At 70.8% G+C, this 18725-nt stretch carries 18 protein-coding genes; 11 read left to right on the forward strand and 7 right to left on the reverse strand.

Going from position 1 to position 18725, the window contains the following annotated elements; translation table 11 throughout:
- Positions 1 to 10: 10 nt before the first annotated feature.
- Positions 11 to 1609, reverse strand: a complete 1599-nt coding sequence (locus P3G67_RS18495) for an acyl-CoA carboxylase subunit beta (protein ID WP_276094422.1) — start codon at positions 1607 to 1609, stop codon at positions 11 to 13.
- Positions 1610 to 1766: 157 nt separating this feature from the next.
- Here P3G67_RS18495 and P3G67_RS18500 point away from each other — a divergent pair, with 157 nt between their 5' ends.
- From P3G67_RS18500 to hutH, 5 genes are all read left to right on the forward strand, one after another.
- Complete coding sequence (locus P3G67_RS18500) at positions 1767 to 2669, forward strand: biotin--[acetyl-CoA-carboxylase] ligase (RefSeq protein WP_276094423.1); 903 nt, start codon at positions 1767 to 1769, stop codon at positions 2667 to 2669.
- Positions 2670 to 2843: 174 nt separating this feature from the next.
- Positions 2844 to 4040 (forward strand): adenylate/guanylate cyclase domain-containing protein, encoded by a 1197-nt coding sequence (locus P3G67_RS18505; RefSeq protein ID WP_276094424.1) that lies wholly within the window; start codon positions 2844 to 2846, stop codon positions 4038 to 4040.
- A gap of 106 nt (positions 4041 to 4146) precedes the next feature.
- Positions 4147 to 4944 carry an enoyl-CoA hydratase/isomerase family protein gene (locus P3G67_RS18510; protein ID WP_276094425.1) on the forward strand — a complete coding sequence of 266 codons (798 nt, stop codon included), beginning with the start codon at positions 4147 to 4149 and terminating at the stop codon, positions 4942 to 4944.
- A gap of 365 nt (positions 4945 to 5309) precedes the next feature.
- A complete protein-coding gene (locus P3G67_RS18515; protein ID WP_276094426.1) occupies positions 5310 to 6458 on the forward strand; it encodes a GGDEF domain-containing protein in 1149 nt (382 codons plus the stop codon).
- A gap of 33 nt (positions 6459 to 6491) precedes the next feature.
- Positions 6492 to 8066, forward strand: a complete 1575-nt coding sequence (hutH, locus tag P3G67_RS18520) for a histidine ammonia-lyase (RefSeq protein ID WP_269853567.1) — start codon at positions 6492 to 6494, stop codon at positions 8064 to 8066.
- Between the two features lie 109 nt (positions 8067 to 8175).
- On the opposite strand, the gene P3G67_RS18525 is transcribed toward hutH, so the two are convergent.
- A complete protein-coding gene (locus P3G67_RS18525) occupies positions 8176 to 8478 on the reverse strand; it encodes an LAETG motif-containing sortase-dependent surface protein (RefSeq protein ID WP_276094427.1) in 303 nt (100 codons plus the stop codon).
- Between the two features lie 145 nt (positions 8479 to 8623).
- On the opposite strand from P3G67_RS18525, the gene P3G67_RS18530 reads away from it, so the two are divergent.
- From P3G67_RS18530 to P3G67_RS18545, 4 genes are all read left to right on the forward strand, one after another.
- Positions 8624 to 8971, forward strand: coding sequence for a hypothetical protein (locus tag P3G67_RS18530; protein ID WP_276094428.1), 348 nt, complete (start codon positions 8624 to 8626; stop codon positions 8969 to 8971).
- A gap of 218 nt (positions 8972 to 9189) precedes the next feature.
- Entirely contained in the window at positions 9190 to 10362 is a 1173-nt protein-coding gene (locus P3G67_RS18535) for a L,D-transpeptidase (RefSeq protein ID WP_276094449.1), read from the forward strand.
- A gap of 213 nt (positions 10363 to 10575) precedes the next feature.
- Positions 10576 to 11964: an ABC transporter permease gene (locus P3G67_RS18540; RefSeq protein WP_276094429.1), complete on the forward strand. Its 1389-nt coding sequence runs from the start codon at positions 10576 to 10578 to the stop codon at positions 11962 to 11964.
- 33 nt (positions 11965 to 11997) lie between these two features.
- The gene (locus tag P3G67_RS18545; RefSeq protein WP_276094430.1) at positions 11998 to 12684 is read left to right on the forward strand and encodes an ABC transporter ATP-binding protein; all 687 of its coding nucleotides are present in this window, start codon (positions 11998 to 12000) and stop codon (positions 12682 to 12684) included.
- Between the two features lie 8 nt (positions 12685 to 12692).
- On the opposite strand, the gene P3G67_RS18550 is transcribed toward P3G67_RS18545, so the two are convergent.
- Positions 12693 to 13886, reverse strand: a complete 1194-nt coding sequence (locus tag P3G67_RS18550; protein ID WP_276094431.1) for a 4-hydroxybenzoate 3-monooxygenase — start codon at positions 13884 to 13886, stop codon at positions 12693 to 12695.
- A gap of 71 nt (positions 13887 to 13957) precedes the next feature.
- On the opposite strand from P3G67_RS18550, the gene P3G67_RS18555 reads away from it, so the two are divergent.
- Positions 13958 to 14488: a DUF2165 domain-containing protein gene (locus P3G67_RS18555; RefSeq protein ID WP_276094432.1), complete on the forward strand. Its 531-nt coding sequence runs from the start codon at positions 13958 to 13960 to the stop codon at positions 14486 to 14488.
- Positions 14489 to 14535: 47 nt separating this feature from the next.
- Here P3G67_RS18555 and P3G67_RS18560 read toward each other — a convergent pair whose 3' ends face one another.
- Complete coding sequence (locus P3G67_RS18560) at positions 14536 to 14949, reverse strand: PPOX class F420-dependent oxidoreductase (protein WP_269853558.1); 414 nt, start codon at positions 14947 to 14949, stop codon at positions 14536 to 14538.
- 177 nt (positions 14950 to 15126) lie between these two features.
- Here P3G67_RS18560 and P3G67_RS18565 point away from each other — a divergent pair, with 177 nt between their 5' ends.
- Entirely contained in the window at positions 15127 to 15492 is a 366-nt protein-coding gene (locus P3G67_RS18565; protein ID WP_276094433.1) for a cupin domain-containing protein, read from the forward strand.
- Between the two features lie 241 nt (positions 15493 to 15733).
- Here the strand turns inward: P3G67_RS18565 and P3G67_RS18570 are convergent, their stop codons facing one another.
- From P3G67_RS18570 to P3G67_RS18580, 3 genes are all read right to left on the reverse strand, one after another.
- A complete protein-coding gene (locus tag P3G67_RS18570; protein ID WP_276094434.1) occupies positions 15734 to 16759 on the reverse strand; it encodes an alpha/beta hydrolase in 1026 nt (341 codons plus the stop codon).
- A gap of 108 nt (positions 16760 to 16867) precedes the next feature.
- Entirely contained in the window at positions 16868 to 17299 is a 432-nt protein-coding gene (locus P3G67_RS18575) for a hypothetical protein (protein WP_276094435.1), read from the reverse strand.
- A 221-nt stretch (positions 17300 to 17520) separates the two neighbouring features.
- Positions 17521 to 18603: a hypothetical protein gene (locus P3G67_RS18580; RefSeq protein ID WP_276094436.1), complete on the reverse strand. Its 1083-nt coding sequence runs from the start codon at positions 18601 to 18603 to the stop codon at positions 17521 to 17523.
- Positions 18604 to 18725: the final 122 nt, after the last annotated feature.

Consider the following 18725-nt stretch of genomic DNA (forward strand, 5'->3'; position numbering starts at 1 on the left):
GCGGCGGAAGTTACAGCGGGATGTTGCCGTGCTTCTTGGGCGGCAGGCTCTCGCGCTTGTTGCGCAGCGTCCGCAGCGCCTTGACGATGTGGCCGCGGGTCTCGGACGGCGGGATGACCGCGTCCACATAACCGCGCTCGGCCGCGATGTACGGGTTGAGCAGCGTGTCCTCGTACTCGGTGATCAAGTCCTGGCGCAGCGCGTCCGGGTCGGCGGCCTCCGCCAGGCTGCGGCGGTGCAGGATGTTGACCGCGCCCTGGGCGCCCATCACCGCGATCTGGGCGGTGGGCCACGCCAGGTTGATGTCCGCGCCGAGGTGCTTGGAGCCCATGACGTCGTAAGCGCCGCCGTACGCCTTGCGCGTGATCACCGTGATCAGCGGGACCGTCGCCTCCGCGTACGCGAAGATCAGCTTGGCGCCGCGCCGGATGATGCCGTTCCACTCCTGGTCGGTACCGGGCAGGAAGCCGGGCACGTCCACGAAGGTCAGCACCGGGATGTTGAAGCTGTCGCAGGTGCGGACGAAGCGCGCAGCCTTCTCGGAGGCGTCGATGTCCAGGCAACCGGCGAACTGCATCGGCTGGTTGCCCACCACGCCGACCGGATGGCCCTCGACCCGCCCGAAGCCGGTGAGGATGTTCGGCGCGAACAGAGCCTGGGTCTCCAGGAACTCACCGTCGTCCAGCACGTGCTCGAAGACCGTGTGCATGTCGTACGGCTGGTTGGCGGAGTCCGGGATCAGCGTGTCCAGCTCCAGGTCCGCGTCGGTGACCGTCAGGTCGGCCTCCTCGGCGAACGCCGGCGGTTCCTGGAGGTTGTTGCTCGGCAGGTACGCCAGCAGCGCCTTGACGAACTCGATGGCGTCCTTCTCGTCGCCCGCCATGTGGTGCGCGTTGCCGGACTTGGTGCTGTGGCTGCGGGCGCCGCCCAACTCCTCGAAGCCGACGTCCTCTCCGGTGACCGTCTTGATGACGTCGGGCCCGGTGATGAACATGTGCGAGGTCTGGTCGACCATCACCACGAAGTCGGTGATCGCGGGCGAGTACACCGCACCGCCCGCGCACGGCCCCATGATCAGCGAGATCTGCGGAATCACGCCCGACGCATGGGTGTTGCGCCGGAAGATCTCGCCGTACATGCCCAGCGAGGCCACGCCCTCCTGGATGCGTGCGCCGCCGGAGTCGTTGATGCCGATGACCGGGCAGCCGGTCTTCAGCGCGAAGTCCATCACCTTGACGATCTTCTCGCCGAACACCTCGCCGAGCGCACCGCCGAAGACCGTGAAGTCCTGGGAGAACACCGCCACCGGACGGCCGTCCACGGTGCCGTAACCGGTGACCACACCGTCGCCGTAAGGACGGTTCTTCTCCAGCCCGAAGTTGGTGGAGCGGTGCCGGGCGAACTCGTCCAACTCCACGAACGAGCCTTCGTCCAGCAGCATGGTGACCCGCTCACGCGCGGTCAGCTTGCCCTTGGCGTGCTGTTTCTCCACCGCGCGCTCGGAGCCCGCGTGGGTGGCCTGCTCAATTCGACGGCGCAGGTCCGCCAGCTTGCCAGCGGTGGTGTGACTGCTTACCCCGGATTCCGGGGCGTTCTCCGGCTCGGCCATCTCAGGCGGCTCTCCTGCTCTCGTCGGTGTCTCGTCGAAGGGTTCGTACGGGCACAGGTGACTGGCGGGTAACGCTGTCGTAGCGTAACGGCGCGGGTGCGCGGTGGGCACTGCGGCGTTGGACACACTGCGCAGGCGCGCCCCCTAGGCTGCGGGTATGACCTCCTCAAACCGCTGGTCGGACCTGGAGCGGCCGCCGCTCAACGAGTCCACGTTGCGCCGCGCGCTGCTCACCTCGCCGGGCCTGTGGACCGCGTTGGACGTGGTCGCCGACACCGGTTCCACCAACAGCGACCTGGTGGCCCGCGCCAAGGCGGGCGCCGCCGAGGGCGCGGTGCTGGTGGCCGAGGGGCAGTCCGCGGGGCGCGGCCGCCTGGAACGCCGTTGGACGGCGCCCGCCCGCTCCGGTCTGTTCTTCTCCATACTGCTCCGGCCCGGCCTGCCGACGCCGGACGGCAGGCCGGCGGTGCCGGTGGACCGGTGGGGCTGGCTGCCGCTGCTCGCCGGGGTGGCCACCGCCGCCGCCGTGTCCCGCACGGCGGGCGTCGACACCGCGCTGAAGTGGCCCAACGACCTGCTGGTGTCGGTCGGCGGCGAGGAGCGCAAGACCGCCGGGATCCTGGCCGAGCGGGCCGACGACACCGGGCTGGTCATCGGCGTCGGGCTCAACGTCAGCCTGCGCGAGGACGAACTGCCGGTGCCCACCGCCGCCTCGCTCGCCCTGGCCGGTGCGCCGGTGCTGGACCGCGACCCGCTGCTGCGGGCCGTGCTGCGCTCGGTCGCCGAGTGGTACGGGCGGTGGCGGGCGGTGGACGGCGATCCGCACGAGTGCCGTCTCCAGGAGGCGTACGCGGCCGGGTGCGCGACCCTCGGCCGCACTGTTCGGGCCGAACTGCCCGGTGGGCGCGAACTGGTCGGCGAGGCGGTGGCGGTGGACTCCGACGGGAGGCTGGTGATTTCCGCCGGGGGACGGCAGGAGCCGGTCGGCGCGGGCGATGTGGTGCACATACGGCCGGTGGCGGGCCACGACGCGGAAAGCGACCGGGGAGACGAGCGGTGACGGTGCGCCGGATGGCCGACGGCGGTGCCTCGCGCGGTGGTGCGAGCGTGAGCTACGGCACACTGCCGTATTGTTGACGGGACGTTCCCCAGGGCTCGCGGCGTCAGCCGTCACGGTGTCCGGGACCCCAGTGATCGGAAGGGCAGTGATCAGGGATCAGGCAGGGGGCGGCCGGTGAGCGCGGACGACGCGGCGAACTCGCCGCACCACGCGGCCGGTGACTCCGGCTCGCCGGAACCGCCGGGCGGTCGAGGACCAGCGGACGCGGGCGGGCAGGAGGCGTTCGACGAGCGGGCGACGCCGGACGAGCGGGCCGAGCAGGAGTCGGCCGAGGCGGCTGAGTCGGCCGAGGCGGTGAGCGGGGAGAATCCGCTGGCGTTGCGCCTGGAGCAGATGATCCTGGGCGCCGAACGCCACTACACGCCCTTCCAGGCGGCGCGCAGCGCCGGTGTCTCGATGGAGTTGGCGTCGCGCTTCTGGCGGGCGATGGGCTTCGCCGACATCGGCCAGGCCAAGGCGCTCACCGAGGCCGATGTGCTGGCGCTGCGGCGGCTCGCCGGTCTGGTGGAGGCCGGGCTGCTCAGCGAGTCGATGGCGGTGCAGGTGGCCCGGTCCACCGGCCAGACCACGGCCCGGCTGGCCGACTGGCAGACCGACTCCTTCCTGGAGGGTCTCACCGAGCCGCCGGAGCCGGGGATGACCCGGGCCGAGGTGGCCTACCCGCTGGTCGAACTGCTGCTGCCGGAGCTTGAGGAGTTCCTGGTCTACGTGTGGCGGCGTCAGCTCGCCGCCGCCACCAGCCGGATCGCCCGGGCCGACGACGAGGAAGCGGTCAGCCGCCGGCTGGCCGTGGGCTTCGCCGACCTGGTCGGGTTCACCCGGCTCACCCGACGCCTGGAAGAGGAGGAACTGGGCGAGCTGGTGGAGGCGTTCGAGACCACCTCCGCGGACCTGGTGGCCGCCCACGGCGGGCGGCTGATCAAGACGCTCGGCGACGAGGTGTTGTTCGTGGCCGACGATCCCGGGGTCGCCGCCGAGATCGGGCTGCGGCTGATCGAGACCATGACCGGCGACGAGACGATGCCCGCGCTGCGGGTCGGCATGGCCTTCGGGACGGTGACGACCCGGATGGGCGATGTGTTCGGTACGACGGTGAACCTGGCGAGCAGGCTGACCTCGATAGCGCCCCGGGACGCGGTCCTGGTGGACGGCGAGTTCGCCGAGGCGCTGGGCGCCTCCGGCGAGGCGCCGGTGTCCGAGGCGGACGCGTCGGAGGACGAGAAGTACCGCTTCGCGTTGCAGCCGATGTGGCGCCGCCCGGTCCGCGGGCTCGGCGTCGTGGAGCCGTGGCTGCTGTCACGCAGGGAGTGAGGGGCGGCCGCGGCGGGGTGCGTGTTCGGGGGTGACCCGCGGAGCGTTCCCTGAAATGATCCTCCCGTTTACGATCGTTAACACCTCGGGCCGGGAGGGCGGACGTATGACGGAGCAGAGGTACGGGGAATGGGTGGCCGTGCGGGCGCACGGCGCGCACGTCGCCGAGCTGGTGCTGGACCGGGTGAAGGCGATGAACGCCATCTCCACCCGGATGGCACGCAGCCTTACCGAGGCTTGCGCGGCGCTCGCCGCCGACCAGGACGTACGGGCGGTGGTGCTGACCTCCACGCATGAACGGGCGTTCTGCGTGGGCGCCGACCTGAAGGAACGCAACTCCCTCACCGACGCCGAGTTGGTCCGGCAGCGCCCGGTGGCCCGCGCCGCGTACACCGGCGTCCTTGAGCTGCCGATGCCCACGATCGCCGCGGTGCACGGCTTCGCGCTGGGCGGCGGGTTCGAACTCGCGCTGTCCTGCGATGTGATCGTGGCGGACGCGACTGCGGAGGTCGGACTTCCGGAGGTGTCGGTCGGTGTCATCCCGGGCGGCGGCGGTACGCAGCTGCTTCCGCGCCGGGTCGGTGCCGCCCGCGCCGCCGAGCTGGTCTTCACCGCGCGCCGGGTGGGCGCCGAGGAGGCCGCCGCACTGGGCCTGGTCGACGTGCTGACCGAACAGGGCAGGGACCGCGAGGACGCGCTGGCGCTGGCGGAACGCATCGCCGCGAACTCCCCGGTGGGCCTGCGCGCCGCAAAGCGCGCGCTGCGGCTGGGCCAGGGCCTCGGCCTGCGTGAGGGGCTTGAGGTGGAGGACGCGGCCTGGCGCTCGGTCGCCTTCTCCGCCGACCGCGCCGAAGGCGTCCGCGCCTTCAACGAGCGCCGTCGGCCGGAGTGGCCCGGAGCGTAGGGGCTTTTGGGGTTTCCGCCCGCTCGGCCGTTCGCCGTCGGGCTTCGCCTGCCGTCGCACGCGGCTGGCTTCGGGCCGGGGGCGTGCCGGGGTGTCTCCTCGCTCCGCCCGCGCTGTTGGACGGGGGACCCCGGCACGCCCCCTGTCGCGGTGCGCTGCGGAAGGGGCGGGCGGATCCGGCGCCCGCCGTGCGCAACGGCACGCCAAGGCGGAGGGAAAAACGGGCGAGCGGTGGGTAAACCCCCAAACGCCAGCGCGAACGCGCCCGTGGCGGGAAGCAGTGCGAGGCTGGCCCCAACAAGCCGCAACGAAGCGCACCGGACGCGGGAAGCCCCCAACGCCAGCGCGAGCGAAGAGGCGGAAGGATGGGCGAAGAGGCCAATGCCAACCACCGGTTGATGGCCGTAGTCGGGATTGCCCAGGCGGTGGCCACCGCGCAGACCCCGTTGGACGTGGCGCGCGCGTCGATAGGGCGCGCGCGCTCCGCCCTGGGCGGCTCGTTCGCCGCCCTCTCGGTCTGGGAGCGCGACCCCGGCTGGCTGCGTGTCCTGGTCAACGACGGCGACCTCGCCCTCGGCGAGGAACCGCTCCCAGAACACGAGACCTACCCGATACGCGACTTCCCGGACGTCGTCGAGTACCTGCGTCGCGAGTGGGCCAACGGGGGCGAGCCGCACGCCTGGGTGGAGACCGTCCACGGCCGGTACGCCCGCACCGGCTCTTACGAGCACCAGCGGATGGCCGACCTGAGCCGCAGGGGCCGCGGCTGCTGCATAGTCGCGCCGATCGTGCTGCACCACCGGGCCTGGGGCGAGCTGTACGTCGCCCGGCACACCGGCGCCCCGGTGTTCGGCCGGGCGGAAGCCGACTTCGCGACGGTGCTGGCGGCGGTGATCGCAGCCGGTGTGGCGCAGACCGAGCGCCTTGAGGAGGTGCGTCGGCTGGCCTTCACCGACCCGCTGACCGGCCTGGCCAACCGCCGCGCGGTGGACACCCGGCTGGACGAGGCGCTGGCCCGGCACCGGGAGCGGGGCGCCGTGGTGAGCCTGGTGGTCTGTGACCTCAACGGACTGAAGCGGGTCAACGACAGCCTCGGCCACGAGGTCGGCGACCGGTTGCTGGTGGGCTTCGGCTCGGTGCTGTCGATGTGCGGCGCGCGGCTGCCCGGCAGCGTCGCCGCCCGGCTCGGCGGCGACGAGTTCTGCCTGCTGGTGGAGGGCGCCAGCGCGGCCGACGTGGAGCGGGCCGCGGAGGAGCTGTGCGCCCGGGCCCGCTGGCTGGGCCTGGGCGACGGGGTGGCCGTCGGCATCGCCTCCACGGACACCGACGCGGGTCCGGTGCGCACCGCCCGGCGGCTGTTCCGGCTGGCCGACGCGGCCCAGTACCGCGCCAAGGCGGACCGCTCCACCAAGCCCGTGGTCGCCGGGCGCGCCGTGGCCGAGCTGGCCGACGCGCCGCCCCGCACCCCCGCCGAGCGACGCAGTTTTCGGGGCCGTCGGCAGAACGACTCGTGACAGCTAGCGATTCACTCTTTAGGGTGCATGAATATGGATATGCACAACGTGGTCTTGGGGCCGTCCGGGACAACCGCGGACGACGTGCTGGCCGTGGCCCGTGGCGCGGCCAGGGTCGAGCTGTCACAGCAGGCACTGGCCGGAATCGCCGCCTCGCGCGCGGTCGTTGACGCGCTGGCCGCCAAGCCGGATCCGGTCTACGGGGTCTCCACCGGCTTCGGCGCCCTCGCCGTCATGCACATCGGCCCCGATCTGCGGGCCCAGCTACAGCGCTCCATCGTTCGCTCGCACGCCGCGGGCATGGGCCCGCGGGTGGAGCGCGAGGTGGTACGGGCGCTGATGTTCCTGCGGCTGAAGACGCTGGCGTCCGGGCACACCGGCGTACGGCCGGTGGTCGCCGAGACGCTGGCGGCGCTGCTGAACGCGGGGATCACGCCCGTTGTCCATGAGTACGGCTCGCTGGGCTGCTCCGGCGACCTCGCGCCGCTGTCGCACTGCGCGCTCACCCTGATGGGCGAGGGCGACGCCGAGGGTCCGGACGGTGTCGTCCGGCCGTCCGGCGAACTGCTCGCGGAGCACGGCATCGAGCCGGTGGAACTGCGTGAGAAGGAGGGCCTGGCGCTGCTCAACGGCACTGACGGCATGCTCGGCATGCTGCTGATGGCCTGCTCCGACCTGGCCGCTCTGTTCACCTCCGCCGACATCACCGCCGCCCTGTCGCTGGAGGCGCTGCTCGGCACCGACAAGGTGCTGGCACCCGAACTGCACGCCATCCGCCCGCACCCCGGGCAGGCGGCCAGCGCCGAGAACATGCGCCGCGTCCTGGCCGGTTCCGGGCTGACCGGACACCACCAGAGCGGCTTCGCCGGGGAGTCGGCGGCGCCGCGTGTGCAGGACGCGTACTCGGTGCGCTGCGCGCCGCAGGTCGCCGGTGCCGGGCGGGACACCCTCGCGCACGCCCTGCTGGTGGCGGAACGGGAGTTGGCGGCCGCGGTCGACAACCCGGTCGTTCTGCCGGACGGTCGCGTGGAGTCCAACGGCAACTTCCATGGCGCGCCGGTGGGTTACGTGCTCGACTTCCTCGCGATCGCCGCGGCCGACCTGGGCTCGATAGCCGAGCGCCGAACCGACCGGCTGCTGGACAAGAACCGTTCGCACGGCCTGCCGCCGTTCCTCGCCGACGACCCCGGCGTCGACTCGGGCCTGATGATCGCCCAGTACACGCAGGCCGCGCTGGTCAGCGAGAACAAGCGGCTGGCGAACCCGGCGTCCGCCGACTCCATCCCGTCGTCGGCGATGCAGGAGGACCACGTCTCGATGGGCTGGTCCGCGGCGCGCAAGCTGCGGCACTCCATCGACAACCTCACCCGCATCCTGGCGGTCGAGCTGGTCGCGGCGACCCGCGCGATCGAACTGCGTGAGCACGCCGGTACGGGGTTGGCCGCGGCGCCCGCCTCCCGCGCGGTGGTCGCGGCCACCCGCGAGGCGGGTGTCCAGGGTCCCGGCGAAGACCGCTTCCTGGCCCCGGATCTGGCCGCCGCGGAGGCCTTCGTCCGCTCCGGCGGACTGGTCCGCGCCGCGGAGTCGGTGACGGGCCCGCTGGCGTAGTGGGCGTCGCTCGTCGTCGCGAGGGGAACCTCCTCCCGCCGCGACGACGAGCAGCCGCCGATCAGGTGGCCCGGCGGTGCCGGACCCCGCCGCACCGCGCGGCGAACGCCTACCCCACGGAAAGCGAAGCGGCCCGCCGCCGCGAGGCGACGAGCAGCCCCGCGCCGGCGGCGAGGAACGTCGTGCCGCCCACCAGGTACGGCGTCGTGTCGACGCTCCCGGTGTCCGCCAGGTTCATGGTGTCCGCCGACCTGCGCTCACCCAGGGCGGTGGTGTGCGCGGTGGCCACGTGATGACGCGTGACCCCCGGCCGGGCAGGCCCTGTCGCCGACGCCGAGGGGACGAAACAGAGGGCGGCGAGCAGCCCGCCCGCGACGGCCGTGGTGGTGGTGAGCGATCGGCGCGAGGCCATGGAACCCCCTTGCGGATACGGTGACTTCACCGTGGGCACCGATGGTAGTGAGATTTCCCGACCGCGGAAAAGTGCCGTGGTGATACCCGGCTCCGTTCGCCGTGTCCGACCACGCTCCGCTGCCAGTCCGCCTACTCTCCGTCGCATGACTACGGAGTACGACAACAGCGGCACCGACGAGACCCCGGCCCGGTACATCCGGCTCCAGGTGGACCTGGTCATGGAGATCACCGACAGCGAGGAGCTGACCCGGGCCGCGGTGGAGCAGATCGACGGCGACGAGTTCATGCCGGAGGACGAGCGCGCCCACGCCAGGGACGCCGTACAACGTGACGAGGCCGAGGCGCTGGCCTATCTCATCGATCCGTTCGGCCTGGTCAACGGCGTCTCCGGGATCGAGCTCGTACAGGCGTCATGGAGCAGCGCGCACACCGAGTACGACCCGGACGCCGACGACTGGGACCTGTACGAGGGGGAGATGGACGAGGAGTAGCGACCCGTTCCGGGACGGCCCCCGGTTGTCCCGGAACGTGGCATTCCTCACAGTGCCTTGTGGGGCGGAACGGACTTAAGGGGGGTAGGTGTCTCCATTCGTACGAGACGTATTAACGGATGGAGATACGTGTGAAGTCGCCGCAGAGCGGTACCGGTGTCACCCCTGAGCAGCACCGCGGGCGCGGTGCGCGCCGTGGGCTGGCCGCGGTGTCCGTGATGGTCGGCGGTGCGCTGCTGCTCACCGCGTGCGGGGGGTCCGGCTCCGCGGAGTCGAAGACGGCCGCGGTGGACGCGGCCGCCGCCAAGGACGCCTCGACCGCCAAGATCGCCATCTCACCCAAGGACAAGGCGACGAACGTCGGCATCAACAACGACGCCAAGGTCGCGGTGAGCGACGGCACACTCACCAAGGTGTCCATGGCCGAGGTCAACGGCGGCAAGACGGTGCCCGGCAAGATATCCGCCGACGGCAAGAGCTGGAAGCCGGACGGCCAGCTGGCCCGGGCCACCGCGTACAAGATCACGGCCGCCGCCAAGGACGCCGACAACCGCCCGGCCACCGCCAACTCGACGTTCACCACGGTCTCGCAGGCGAACAGCTTCATCGCGTACTACACGCCGGACGACAGCTCCACCGTCGGCGTGGGCATGCCGGTCTCGATCAACTTCGACAAGGCGATCACCGACAAGAAGGACGTCCAGTCCCACATCAAGGTCAGCTCCAGCAGCGGCCAGCAGGTGGTCGGCCACTGGTTCGGCGACCAGCGGCTGGACTTCCGCCCGCAGGACTACTGGAAGGCCGGTTCCACCGTCACCCTCAAGCTGGACCTGGACAACGTGCGGGGCGCCAAGGGGATCAGCGGTGTCCAGAACAAGACCGTCACGTTCAAGGTCGGTCACTCCCAGGTCTCCACGGTCGATGTGAACACCCAGACCATGACGGTGGTTCGGGACGGCAAGACCATCAAGAGCATTCCGGTGTCCACCGGCAGCCCCGAACACACCACGTACAACGGGCAGATGGTGATCTCGGAGAAGTTCGAGACGACCCGGATGGACGGCAAGACGGTCGGCTTCGGCGGTGAGTACGACATCCCGGACGTGCCGCACGCCATGCGGCTGAGCAACTCGGGCACGTTCATCCACGGCAACTACTGGTCCGACAAGTCCATCTTCGGCTCCAGTGCCACCAGCCACGGCTGCATCGGCCTCGACGACGTACGCGGCGGCGGCGACCCGGGCACGGACGCGTCGTGGTTCTACAACCACTCCCAGGTCGGCGACCTGGTCGTGGTGAAGAACTCCCACGACAGCACCATCGCCCCCGACAACGGCCTCAACGGCTGGAACATGCCCTGGTCGAACTGGAAGGCGGGCAGCGCGCTGTAGCCCTCCCGGCGGCGCCGAACGACCGCGACCGGTCGGCACCGGCGGGGCGACGCCCCGCACCCGTGCCGCCGAGGTGCCCCCGGAGCGTACGCTCCGGGGGCATTCTCATGCCTGTTTCATACGGGACTCAGAGAGCCCTAACGGCTGGTTCCTACCATTTCGCCGTCAGTCTCCCCATGTCTCCGCTCGCGGGGCGCCGACGGCGAGGGCCGGATGTTCTTCACCTACCTACGGCGTGAGCTGCGCCGCCGCGTGCGGGCGGCGTTCGCCATCGCCCTGGGGCTCGCCCTCGGCACCGGTCTGGTGGTCACCGTCTCCTCCGTCGCCACCGGTACCGGGCAGGCGAAGGGCCAGGTCGTCCAGTCGCTCTACGGCCGCGGCACCGACCTGACCGTCACCACGGCGGCCTCCCCGCCCAAGGCCGACTTCACCGCGCACCCCGCCGGTCCGGCCGACGGCGACGACCACGTGACGGTCCAGGGCGGCCAGTCGCTGGACTCCTCCGTGGTCAGCCGGGTGCGCGGGCAGAGCGGTGTGGCCGACGCGGCGGGCGGCCTCGGCCTGCGGATCGTCAAGGGCGGCGGCCACGACTCCCGGGGGCGCGGCCAGTCGCTCCCGGCCGGCGCCGACAGCACCGGCGAGATCAACGGCCAGCACGGCTTCGGCGGCTACGGCGGCGTCACCGCCGGGCACTCCGGCGGCGCCGCGCGGGGCGGCGGCCAGGCCACCGCCGACGACTACCGCGCGTACGGCGTCGACGTCTCCCACCCCGGCATCGGACCGCTGACCGCAGTCACGATCACCAGCGGTACGGGCTTCAGCGCCAAGCAGACCGACGACAAGGTCGCCGTGGTGGACCGTGACTACGCCCGGCGCACCAGCCTGGCCGTGGGCAGGGCGCTCACCGTGCACGGCAGCACCTTCAAGGTCATCGGAATCGCCACCGCCGCGGATCCGACCGCCGAGGTCTACCTACCGCTGCACCAGGCCCAGGCCCTCGCCAACGCCCCCGGCAAGGTCAGCACGGTCTACGTCAGGGCCACCGACCCCGGGCACGTCGGCACCGCCAAGTCGGCCATCCAGCACCACGTTCCGGGCATCCGTGTCACCACCTCGGCCGAACTCGCCGCCCACGTCACCGGATCGCTGTCCACCGCGTCCAACCTCGCCTCGACTGTGGGGCGTTGGCTCTCCGCGACCGTGCTGGCCGCCGCGTTCCTGGCGGCCGGACTGCTCACCTGGTCCGCGGTCGGGCGCCGGACCCGTGAGTTCGCCACGCTGCGCGCGCTGGGCTGGAGCAGCGGCCGGGTCGTCCGGCAGGTGGTGGGCGAGGCACTGGTCAACGGCCTGATCGGCGGCGCCCTCGGCATCACGCTCGGCCTGGCGGCGGCGTACGCCCTCACAACCGCCAGCCCCATGCTCACCGCCAGGGTGGGCAGCGCCGGCACGCTGCCGCACATCGCGCTGACCGCCCCCGTCAACGCCACCACCATCGTGGTCGCCGCCGCCCTCGCCGTCGGCGGCGGCCTGGTCGCGGCGGGCGTCGGCGGCTGGCGGGCCTCCCGGCTGCGGCCCGCGGACGCCCTGCACCGCGTCGAGTAACCCACCGAACCCCCACACCCCACGGAACGAGGCATGTACACACTGACCGGTGTCACCAAACGCTACCGCCGCGGCGGCGAGACCATCGACGCCCTGACCGGCGTCGACCTGGTGATCGAGGACGGCGGTCAACTCGTCATCCAGGGGCCCGCGGGCGGCGGCAAGACCACCCTGCTCCAGATGCTCGGCGGCCTGGACCGCCCCACCGAGGGCAGCGTCGAACTCGACGGCACCGACCTCGCCCTGCTGCCCGAGGCGCGGCTGGCCCGACTGCGCAGCGAGAGCATCGGGTTCGTCTTCCGCACCGACAACCTCATCCCTTCCCTGACCGCCCTGGAGAACGTCGAGACGGCCTTGGTCCCGCTGGGCCTGACCGCGGCGCAACGCCGCCAACAGGCCACCGGCGCACTGGAGTCGGTGGGCCTGGCGGAACACCGCGGCGCCCTGCCCGCCGCGCTGTCCGGCAGCCAACGGCAACGGGTGGCGGTGGCCCGGGCGCTGGTGAAGCGGCCCAGGGTGCTGCTCGCCGACGAACCGACCGGTGACCTCGACGCGGCGGACCGGGACGAGGTGATGGGCCTGCTGGAACGGCTGTGGCGGGAGCGGGGGCTGACGTTCGTGGTGGTCACCCATGACTCGGCGGTCGCCCGCCGCGCACCCCGGCTGGCCACCATCAGGAAGGGCCGGGTGGCGGTGGAGGACCGCAGGCCAGCGGTGTGACCCCGCGCTCAGCGGGCGAGCCGGCCGATGTACAGCTCGCAGAACGCCGTGGCGGCGGCCGGGGAGTCCAGCAGCCGCCGCAGCCGTGCTTCGGCGATACGGGCCTGGAAGGGGTCGGGGTCCGTCGCCCCGTGCAGCACGTCGGCGAACCACTGCGAGAACTCCTGGTACTGCCACACCCGGCGTAGGCACCGCGCCGAGTACCCGGCCAGCCCGGCCCCGTCGCCGTCCCGCAGCCGCGCGGTGAGCGCCGAGCTGAGCGCGAACGCGTCATGGAGCGCGAGGTTCATGCCCTTGGCGCCGATCGGTGCCACCAGGTGCGCGCTGTCCCCGGCGAGGTGGAGCCTGCCGTACGACATCGGCTCCACGACGTAGTTGTGCATGTCGAGCACCTGCCGTTCGACGATCCGGCCCTCGGTGATCGGTGCGCCCGGCACCGCCAGCCGGGTGTGCAGTTCCCGCCAGACACGCTCGTGGCTCCAGTTCGCCGCGTCGTCGCCGGACGGGCACTGGAGGTAGAAGCGGGTGATCCGCGGGGTGCGGGCCATATGGGCGGCGAAGCCGCGCGGGTGGATGCCGAAGACGACCCCCTCGGCGGAGGGCGGCGCCTCGACCAGCAGCGCCAGCCAGCCGATGCCGTAGTCACGGCTGGCGAACACGCTCTCCTGCGCCGGTATGTGGCGTCGGCAGACCCCGCGCGCACCGTCGCAACCGGCGATGTACGCGCACTCGACGCGGTGCAGCCGGCCGGTGTCCGGATCGGTGTACGTGACGAAGGGGCGGTCGGTGGTGAGGTCGTGCAGTCGCACGTCGTCGACCTCGAACCGGATGTCGCCGCCGAGCACATCGGCGTAGTGGGCGACCAGGTCGGTCACCAACTCCTGCTGCGGATAGACGAAATGGTGCTGTCCGGTCAGCTGCGCGTAGTGGATGTGGTGCCGCCGCGCATCGAAGCGGAACTCGAACGAGCCGTGCCGGCCAGCCTGTCGGAGCAGCCGCCCGGCCAGTCCGTACCGCTCCAGTTCGCGTACCGCCCACTCCTCAAGGAACCCGGCGCGTGGATGCCGCTCGATGAACTCCCGGCTGCGCGCCTCCAGCACGACGCAGTCAACGCCCCGCTGGCGCAGCAGGTTCGCCGTGCTGAGCCCGGCGGGCCCGGCACCGATGACCACGACCTGGGTACGGGTGGTTACCGTAGTCATCCGTGTGCCAGCCTTCATCCTGGTGGGGACATGTCAGCGGGGAAGTATGCCGTAGGAGGGGAAACACCGTGATGACGGGGAGTGGTCGGCGGGGCGTGCTGCGGACGTTGGGCGGCCTGCCCGCCGCGGCGACGGCGGTGACCGGTACGGTGGCGCTGTACATGGCGCTGGTGGCGTTCGGGAACATCACCGACTTCGGCACCAACCAGCAGTTCGTACGGCATGTCTTCGCGATGGACACCACGTTCCACGACAAGACGCTGATGTGGCGGGCGATCACGTCGCACGCGGTCGCGGACACCGCCTATGTGGCCATCATCGCGTGGGAGACGCTCAGCGCGGTCGTCCTGATCGCCGCAACAGCGCTGTGGACCCGCGCACTTGTGCGCGACGGCGATCTCGCCCGCGCCCGTGGCGCCAGCACGCTGGGCCTGGTGATGGTGCTGCTGCTGTTCGGCGCGGGCTTCGTCGCGATCGGCGGCGAGTGGTTCGCCATGTGGCAGTCGAAGGCCTGGAACGGCCTGGACTCGGCAGCCCGCGACATCCTCCTGGCAGGCGTCTCACTGGTCGTGGTCAGACTGCCGCATCGGGACGGCGAGTAACCGCCGGTCTCAGTCCCGCAGCTGCCACCACGACCAGCACCGGGCGGCTACCCCAGGTTCCGGGACTCGAACTCCCCGGAGTTGATGTGCCAGCTGATGACGCGTTCGGGGTGGACGCGGATGATCTCGTCGCTGAAGAAGTCCGGTGCGAGCGGCGGCTCGACACCGGTCAGCAGCTCTGCGCGGCCCCGGATCTCCACGCCCCGCCCCCAGCCCGGTTTCACGGCACCCGGCTCGTCTGGCGTCATGTCGTCCACGACGAAGGCCACGTGTGGATTGGCCTGGGCGTTCCGCCACTTCTGGCTGCTACTCAGCCTGGGGCCGCCGATGTCAACCGTCCCGTCGGTATTGCACCGAAAACCGACCGGCCGCACCTGCGGCCCACCATCCCGTCCCACGGTGGCGAGCCTTCCCAGGCCCTGCCCCGCCAGATACGCCCGCTCCGCCTCCGTGAAGACCACCGTCCACCGCCCTACTCGCAGTACCGATCGCTGACACCCCGAACGTAGGACCTGAACCACGGTTCAGGTCAATGGCCGGGCCGCCGCCCCGCCGCCTCCGGCGCGAGAGCCCGGATTTCCGATATCGCATACTCTGGGTGTTGTACGGAGCCGGTAGGCCAGAGGAAGCGAAGCCTCATGTCCGGTCTAGTCAACAAGAGCCTTGACTCACCTGACGAGGTGCGCCCCTTCGAAGAGGGCAAGGGGCAGCTGGAACTCGTCAACATCGAAGGCGGCGGCGCCGTCGGGCGGGCCACCTTCCAACCCGGCTGGCGGTGGTCCAAGCACGTCAAACCGATCGCCCAGACCGAGAGCTGCCAGGCCGCCCACACCGGATACACCATCTCGGGCCATATGAAGATCGTCATGGACGACGGCGAGGAGACGGTGATGGGGCCAGGAGACTTCACCATCATCCCGCCCGGCCACGACGCCTGGGTGGTCGGCGACGAACCCTGCGTCGTCGTGGACTGGCAGGGGTACGTCGACTACGCGCGGCGTTAGCACCTCCGTTGCCTTCATGTGGCCTGGCAACGCGGCCAGTTGGCTGGTTGCCCACCCGTCCTCGCGCACCCGGACGAACCGTCTGACACGGGACGGGCCCGTCACCTGTAGGGCGCCGTTCAACAGCAGGCCCGACACGCCTCCGCACGGGAGGCAACGAGGACCGCTGGGGTTCCTGCCGGAGGCAAACACCCTCGCCGTGCCCGACGGCAACACACGCCACGGGCTGGGCAGTGGCTCGTCAGGCGATGGCCGACGCGACGAACTTGTGCTGTTGAGCGAGTTCTCGTTCAGCCACGGTGATGGGAAAGGCGGTGAACCCGTGCATCGCTTCGGCGACCACTTCCAGCACTGCGTCGTTACCGGCCGCTTGCCAGCGGGACGACATGAAGAGTGTGTCGTCCAGCAGCAGGTCTCCGGTGCCGACAACGAACCGCGCCGGGGGCAGATCTCGAAGGTCGGCGTAGAGCGGCGAGATGGCGGGATCGCGCAGTTCCTCCGCCGTCAGTCCGGGAAAGGCCTGTGCGCGGAACCAGCGCTCGGTCCGCGTAGAGGCGAGCGGACTACTCTCCCCGGCCAGGCGAGCGCTCGGGGTCTGCGACATGTCGTAGACACCATAGGCAAGGTACGCCGCACGGAACGCCCGGTGCTGACCGCCCGTCTCCCTCAGCCGCAGCAGGGTGTGCACGGACAGTTCCGCCCCTGCCGACTCGCCGCCGATCACCAGCCGGTCAGTGCCGAACTCGCTTTCCGCGTTGGTTACCAGCCAGCGTGCCACGTCCTCGCAGTCGTCTACCGCGGCCGGGTCGGGGTGTTCCGGCGCCAAGCGGTAGTCCACACTGACCACCGCGACCTTCGCCGCCTGGGCCAGCGTCCACAGCCGCAGGTCCTGATGCCTGGCCGACCCCAACACTCGGCCACCCGGATGCAGGTGCACGAACACGCCATTGACTTCGGGTGGGGTGAAGACGCGGACTGGGACACCACCCGCGCGGCCACGGACGACCCGATCACAACCTTGATCCAGGAGGACTGGCGGCGGGAACACGCCGGATCCGGAACGAAGCACGACCGGATCGTCGACTTCGTAGAACTTGGGCACCGCGGCGAGGGTTTCGCTCAACTCCCTGTTGAAGGCAGCGGTTTCGTCCGCCACGTCCTGGCCGGTGGTTGCGATTGTCATGGGCCAAGGGTATGGGGCGCGAACCGAGGCCCCCTTGAGCGCGTCGATGACCAGCCCGGTGCGCGTGCGGTCCTCGATGGGCAACCGATCAGGCGCTTGGACGGCCGATACAACGCCGTTGGCGAGTAGGGGAATTGGCCGCCTGGGCCACAATGCGGCATGCCGCCCCCTCCGTCACGGCGCGCGGATCGATCAGTCGTCCGTCGGCGCGATCCCCGGCGGGCACGAGTCCCGGTCGCCCTCGGACGGGGCACTTACTCGATCGGTTGGGAAGCCGAGTTCCAACAGATGCGGTGCGGGCCAGGTCGTGACAGGCTCGTCCAGGGCCGAGTAGACCTCCAGGCACGACAGGTAGCCGTTGGCGACGAGGAGCAGTACGCCCGCTTCGGTGGCCGCGCCGTCCACGGAGAATGAACCCTCGGCCACGATGCCGTCCTCAGCGACGGTGGCCGGGGGAGCGACCGCGTTGTCCACTGCGAGGTCAACCGTGGCGCATCCGCAACCGCAGCGCCGCTCGACACGGCAGTGCGGCAGTTGCCGAAGCAACTCCTCCCGCCCACGGGTACCGGGTGGGAGGAGCGCTTCGATGATCGCGGCTGCGTCAGCGGGCAGGCCCTCAGCCATCGGCCTTGGCCACGCCCACCGGGCAGGAGACCCCCGTCCCTACGAGGGTGTAGCTATGTAACCCATGGCGATACGAGCAGCGATCTATGCCAGGGATGCCACCGCCGGGCATGTCCGACCACGGTGCCCCCGACTAACGTCGTTGGGGGGCCGAGCTGCCTGCTCGTTGCGGAGGCGGTGTATTCGAAGGTGGGATTCGAGCCTACGGTGGCACTGCGAGCTCAGTGCCTGCCGGAGTTGTGGCAGTGGGGGACGCTGTTGGGCGGGGCGCAGTTGGTCGGGTGGTTCTTGAAGACGGCGCTTTCGATGAGGGTCACCTTGAATGGCGTCAGCATGGGCAGGTTCCGCTTGCTCTCCTTGCGCTGAAGGCTGCCGTCCGTACCGATGAAGAGGCCGAGGCCGCTTCCCGGGTTTGCGATGCCGCCGCCGGTGGTGGGTCCGCCGTTCGAGGTGTTGTGGGTGACGATGCTGCGGTAGAGGGTTGTCGGCTGGTTCGCGCCGGTCCGGATGCCGCCGCCGTCTTCCCCGGCGATGTTGTACCTGATCTTGGTGTCCCTCAGGAGCAGCGGCCCGGTCTGGGTGTTGATCGCCAGGGTGACGATGCCGCCGCCGAAGTCGCCGGCATCGTTGCCGTCGATCGACACGTGGTCGAGCTTGGTGTCCCCTGCGTTGGCGAGGCCGCCTCCCCAGGCTCCGCCCGTGTTGTCGTCGAGGGTGCCGCCGTGCATCGTCATCGTGCCGTTGGTGGCCACCCCGCCGCCGAAACCCGCTCGGTTGTTCCTGATCGCGGTGTTCTTCAGGGTGAGCGTTCCCAACTGGTTCCAGATCCCGCCGCCGGCGGTAGCCCTGTTGTTCCTGACCGTCGAGTCGATCAGGGTGAGGCTGCCGCGGTCGTTGAAGAGGCCCCCACCATTGCTGCTCGCGCTATTGGTTTGGCCATAGCGCACGGTGATCGACTTCAGAGTGAGGCTGCCGCCCTGCGCCACGTGGAAGATGCGGAAGGCTGCGGGGGAATTGCGATCGATTGTGGAGTGGTCTCCGATGATCCGCACTTTGCCGGTGATCAGGGGCAGGCCATCACCGTCGTGGTCGGCCGCCGTCAAGGTGTAGACGCACCGAGGGGCAAGGACGATGCTGCCGCCGTCGGGATTCGCCTGGTTGATGGCCGCCTTCAGGGCGGCGATGTCGCCGCACGGGACGCGGATCCCGTCGTGCGCCTGCGCTTGTCCGACGGGCAGAAGGGCCAGGCACAGGCCGAGGCCGGTGAAGGCGGTGACGGTTGTGCGTCTGAACGTGTCACTCATGAGGCTCTACCTTCTTGCTGGGCCTGCCCCAGCCATTCGTAGGGTTGGGGGACCCAGGGGAGCCGGGTGTGGCTTTCATGAGGCTGCCGACCATGGCTTGGGAGGCTTGGCCGCCCGGCTCC

The sequence above is a fragment of the Streptomyces silvisoli genome (assembly GCF_029269905.1).
Taxonomy (GTDB): Bacteria; Actinomycetota; Actinomycetes; order Streptomycetales; family Streptomycetaceae; genus Streptantibioticus_A; species Streptantibioticus_A silvisoli_A.

Coding starts and splice junctions, on each gene's coding strand:
- P3G67_RS18495 (WP_276094422.1), bottom strand. CDS start 1,609: ATGGCCGAGCCGGAGAACGCCCCGGAATCCGGGGTAAGCAGTCACACC.
- P3G67_RS18500 (WP_276094423.1), top strand. CDS start 1,767: ATGACCTCCTCAAACCGCTGGTCGGACCTGGAGCGGCCGCCGCTCAAC.
- P3G67_RS18510 (WP_276094425.1), top strand. CDS start 4,147: ATGACGGAGCAGAGGTACGGGGAATGGGTGGCCGTGCGGGCGCACGGC.
- P3G67_RS18515 (WP_276094426.1), top strand. CDS start 5,310: ATGGGCGAAGAGGCCAATGCCAACCACCGGTTGATGGCCGTAGTCGGG.
- hutH (WP_269853567.1), top strand. CDS start 6,492: ATGGATATGCACAACGTGGTCTTGGGGCCGTCCGGGACAACCGCGGAC.
- P3G67_RS18525 (WP_276094427.1), bottom strand. CDS start 8,478: ATGGCCTCGCGCCGATCGCTCACCACCACCACGGCCGTCGCGGGCGGG.
- P3G67_RS18530 (WP_276094428.1), top strand. CDS start 8,624: ATGACTACGGAGTACGACAACAGCGGCACCGACGAGACCCCGGCCCGG.
- P3G67_RS18535 (WP_276094449.1), top strand. CDS start 9,190: ATGGTCGGCGGTGCGCTGCTGCTCACCGCGTGCGGGGGGTCCGGCTCC.
- P3G67_RS18540 (WP_276094429.1), top strand. CDS start 10,576: ATGTTCTTCACCTACCTACGGCGTGAGCTGCGCCGCCGCGTGCGGGCG.
- P3G67_RS18545 (WP_276094430.1), top strand. CDS start 11,998: ATGTACACACTGACCGGTGTCACCAAACGCTACCGCCGCGGCGGCGAG.
- P3G67_RS18550 (WP_276094431.1), bottom strand. CDS start 13,886: ATGACTACGGTAACCACCCGTACCCAGGTCGTGGTCATCGGTGCCGGG.
- P3G67_RS18555 (WP_276094432.1), top strand. CDS start 13,958: ATGACGGGGAGTGGTCGGCGGGGCGTGCTGCGGACGTTGGGCGGCCTG.
- P3G67_RS18565 (WP_276094433.1), top strand. CDS start 15,127: ATGTCCGGTCTAGTCAACAAGAGCCTTGACTCACCTGACGAGGTGCGC.
- P3G67_RS18575 (WP_276094435.1), bottom strand. CDS start 17,299: ATGGCTGAGGGCCTGCCCGCTGACGCAGCCGCGATCATCGAAGCGCTC.
- P3G67_RS18580 (WP_276094436.1), bottom strand. CDS start 18,603: ATGAGTGACACGTTCAGACGCACAACCGTCACCGCCTTCACCGGCCTC.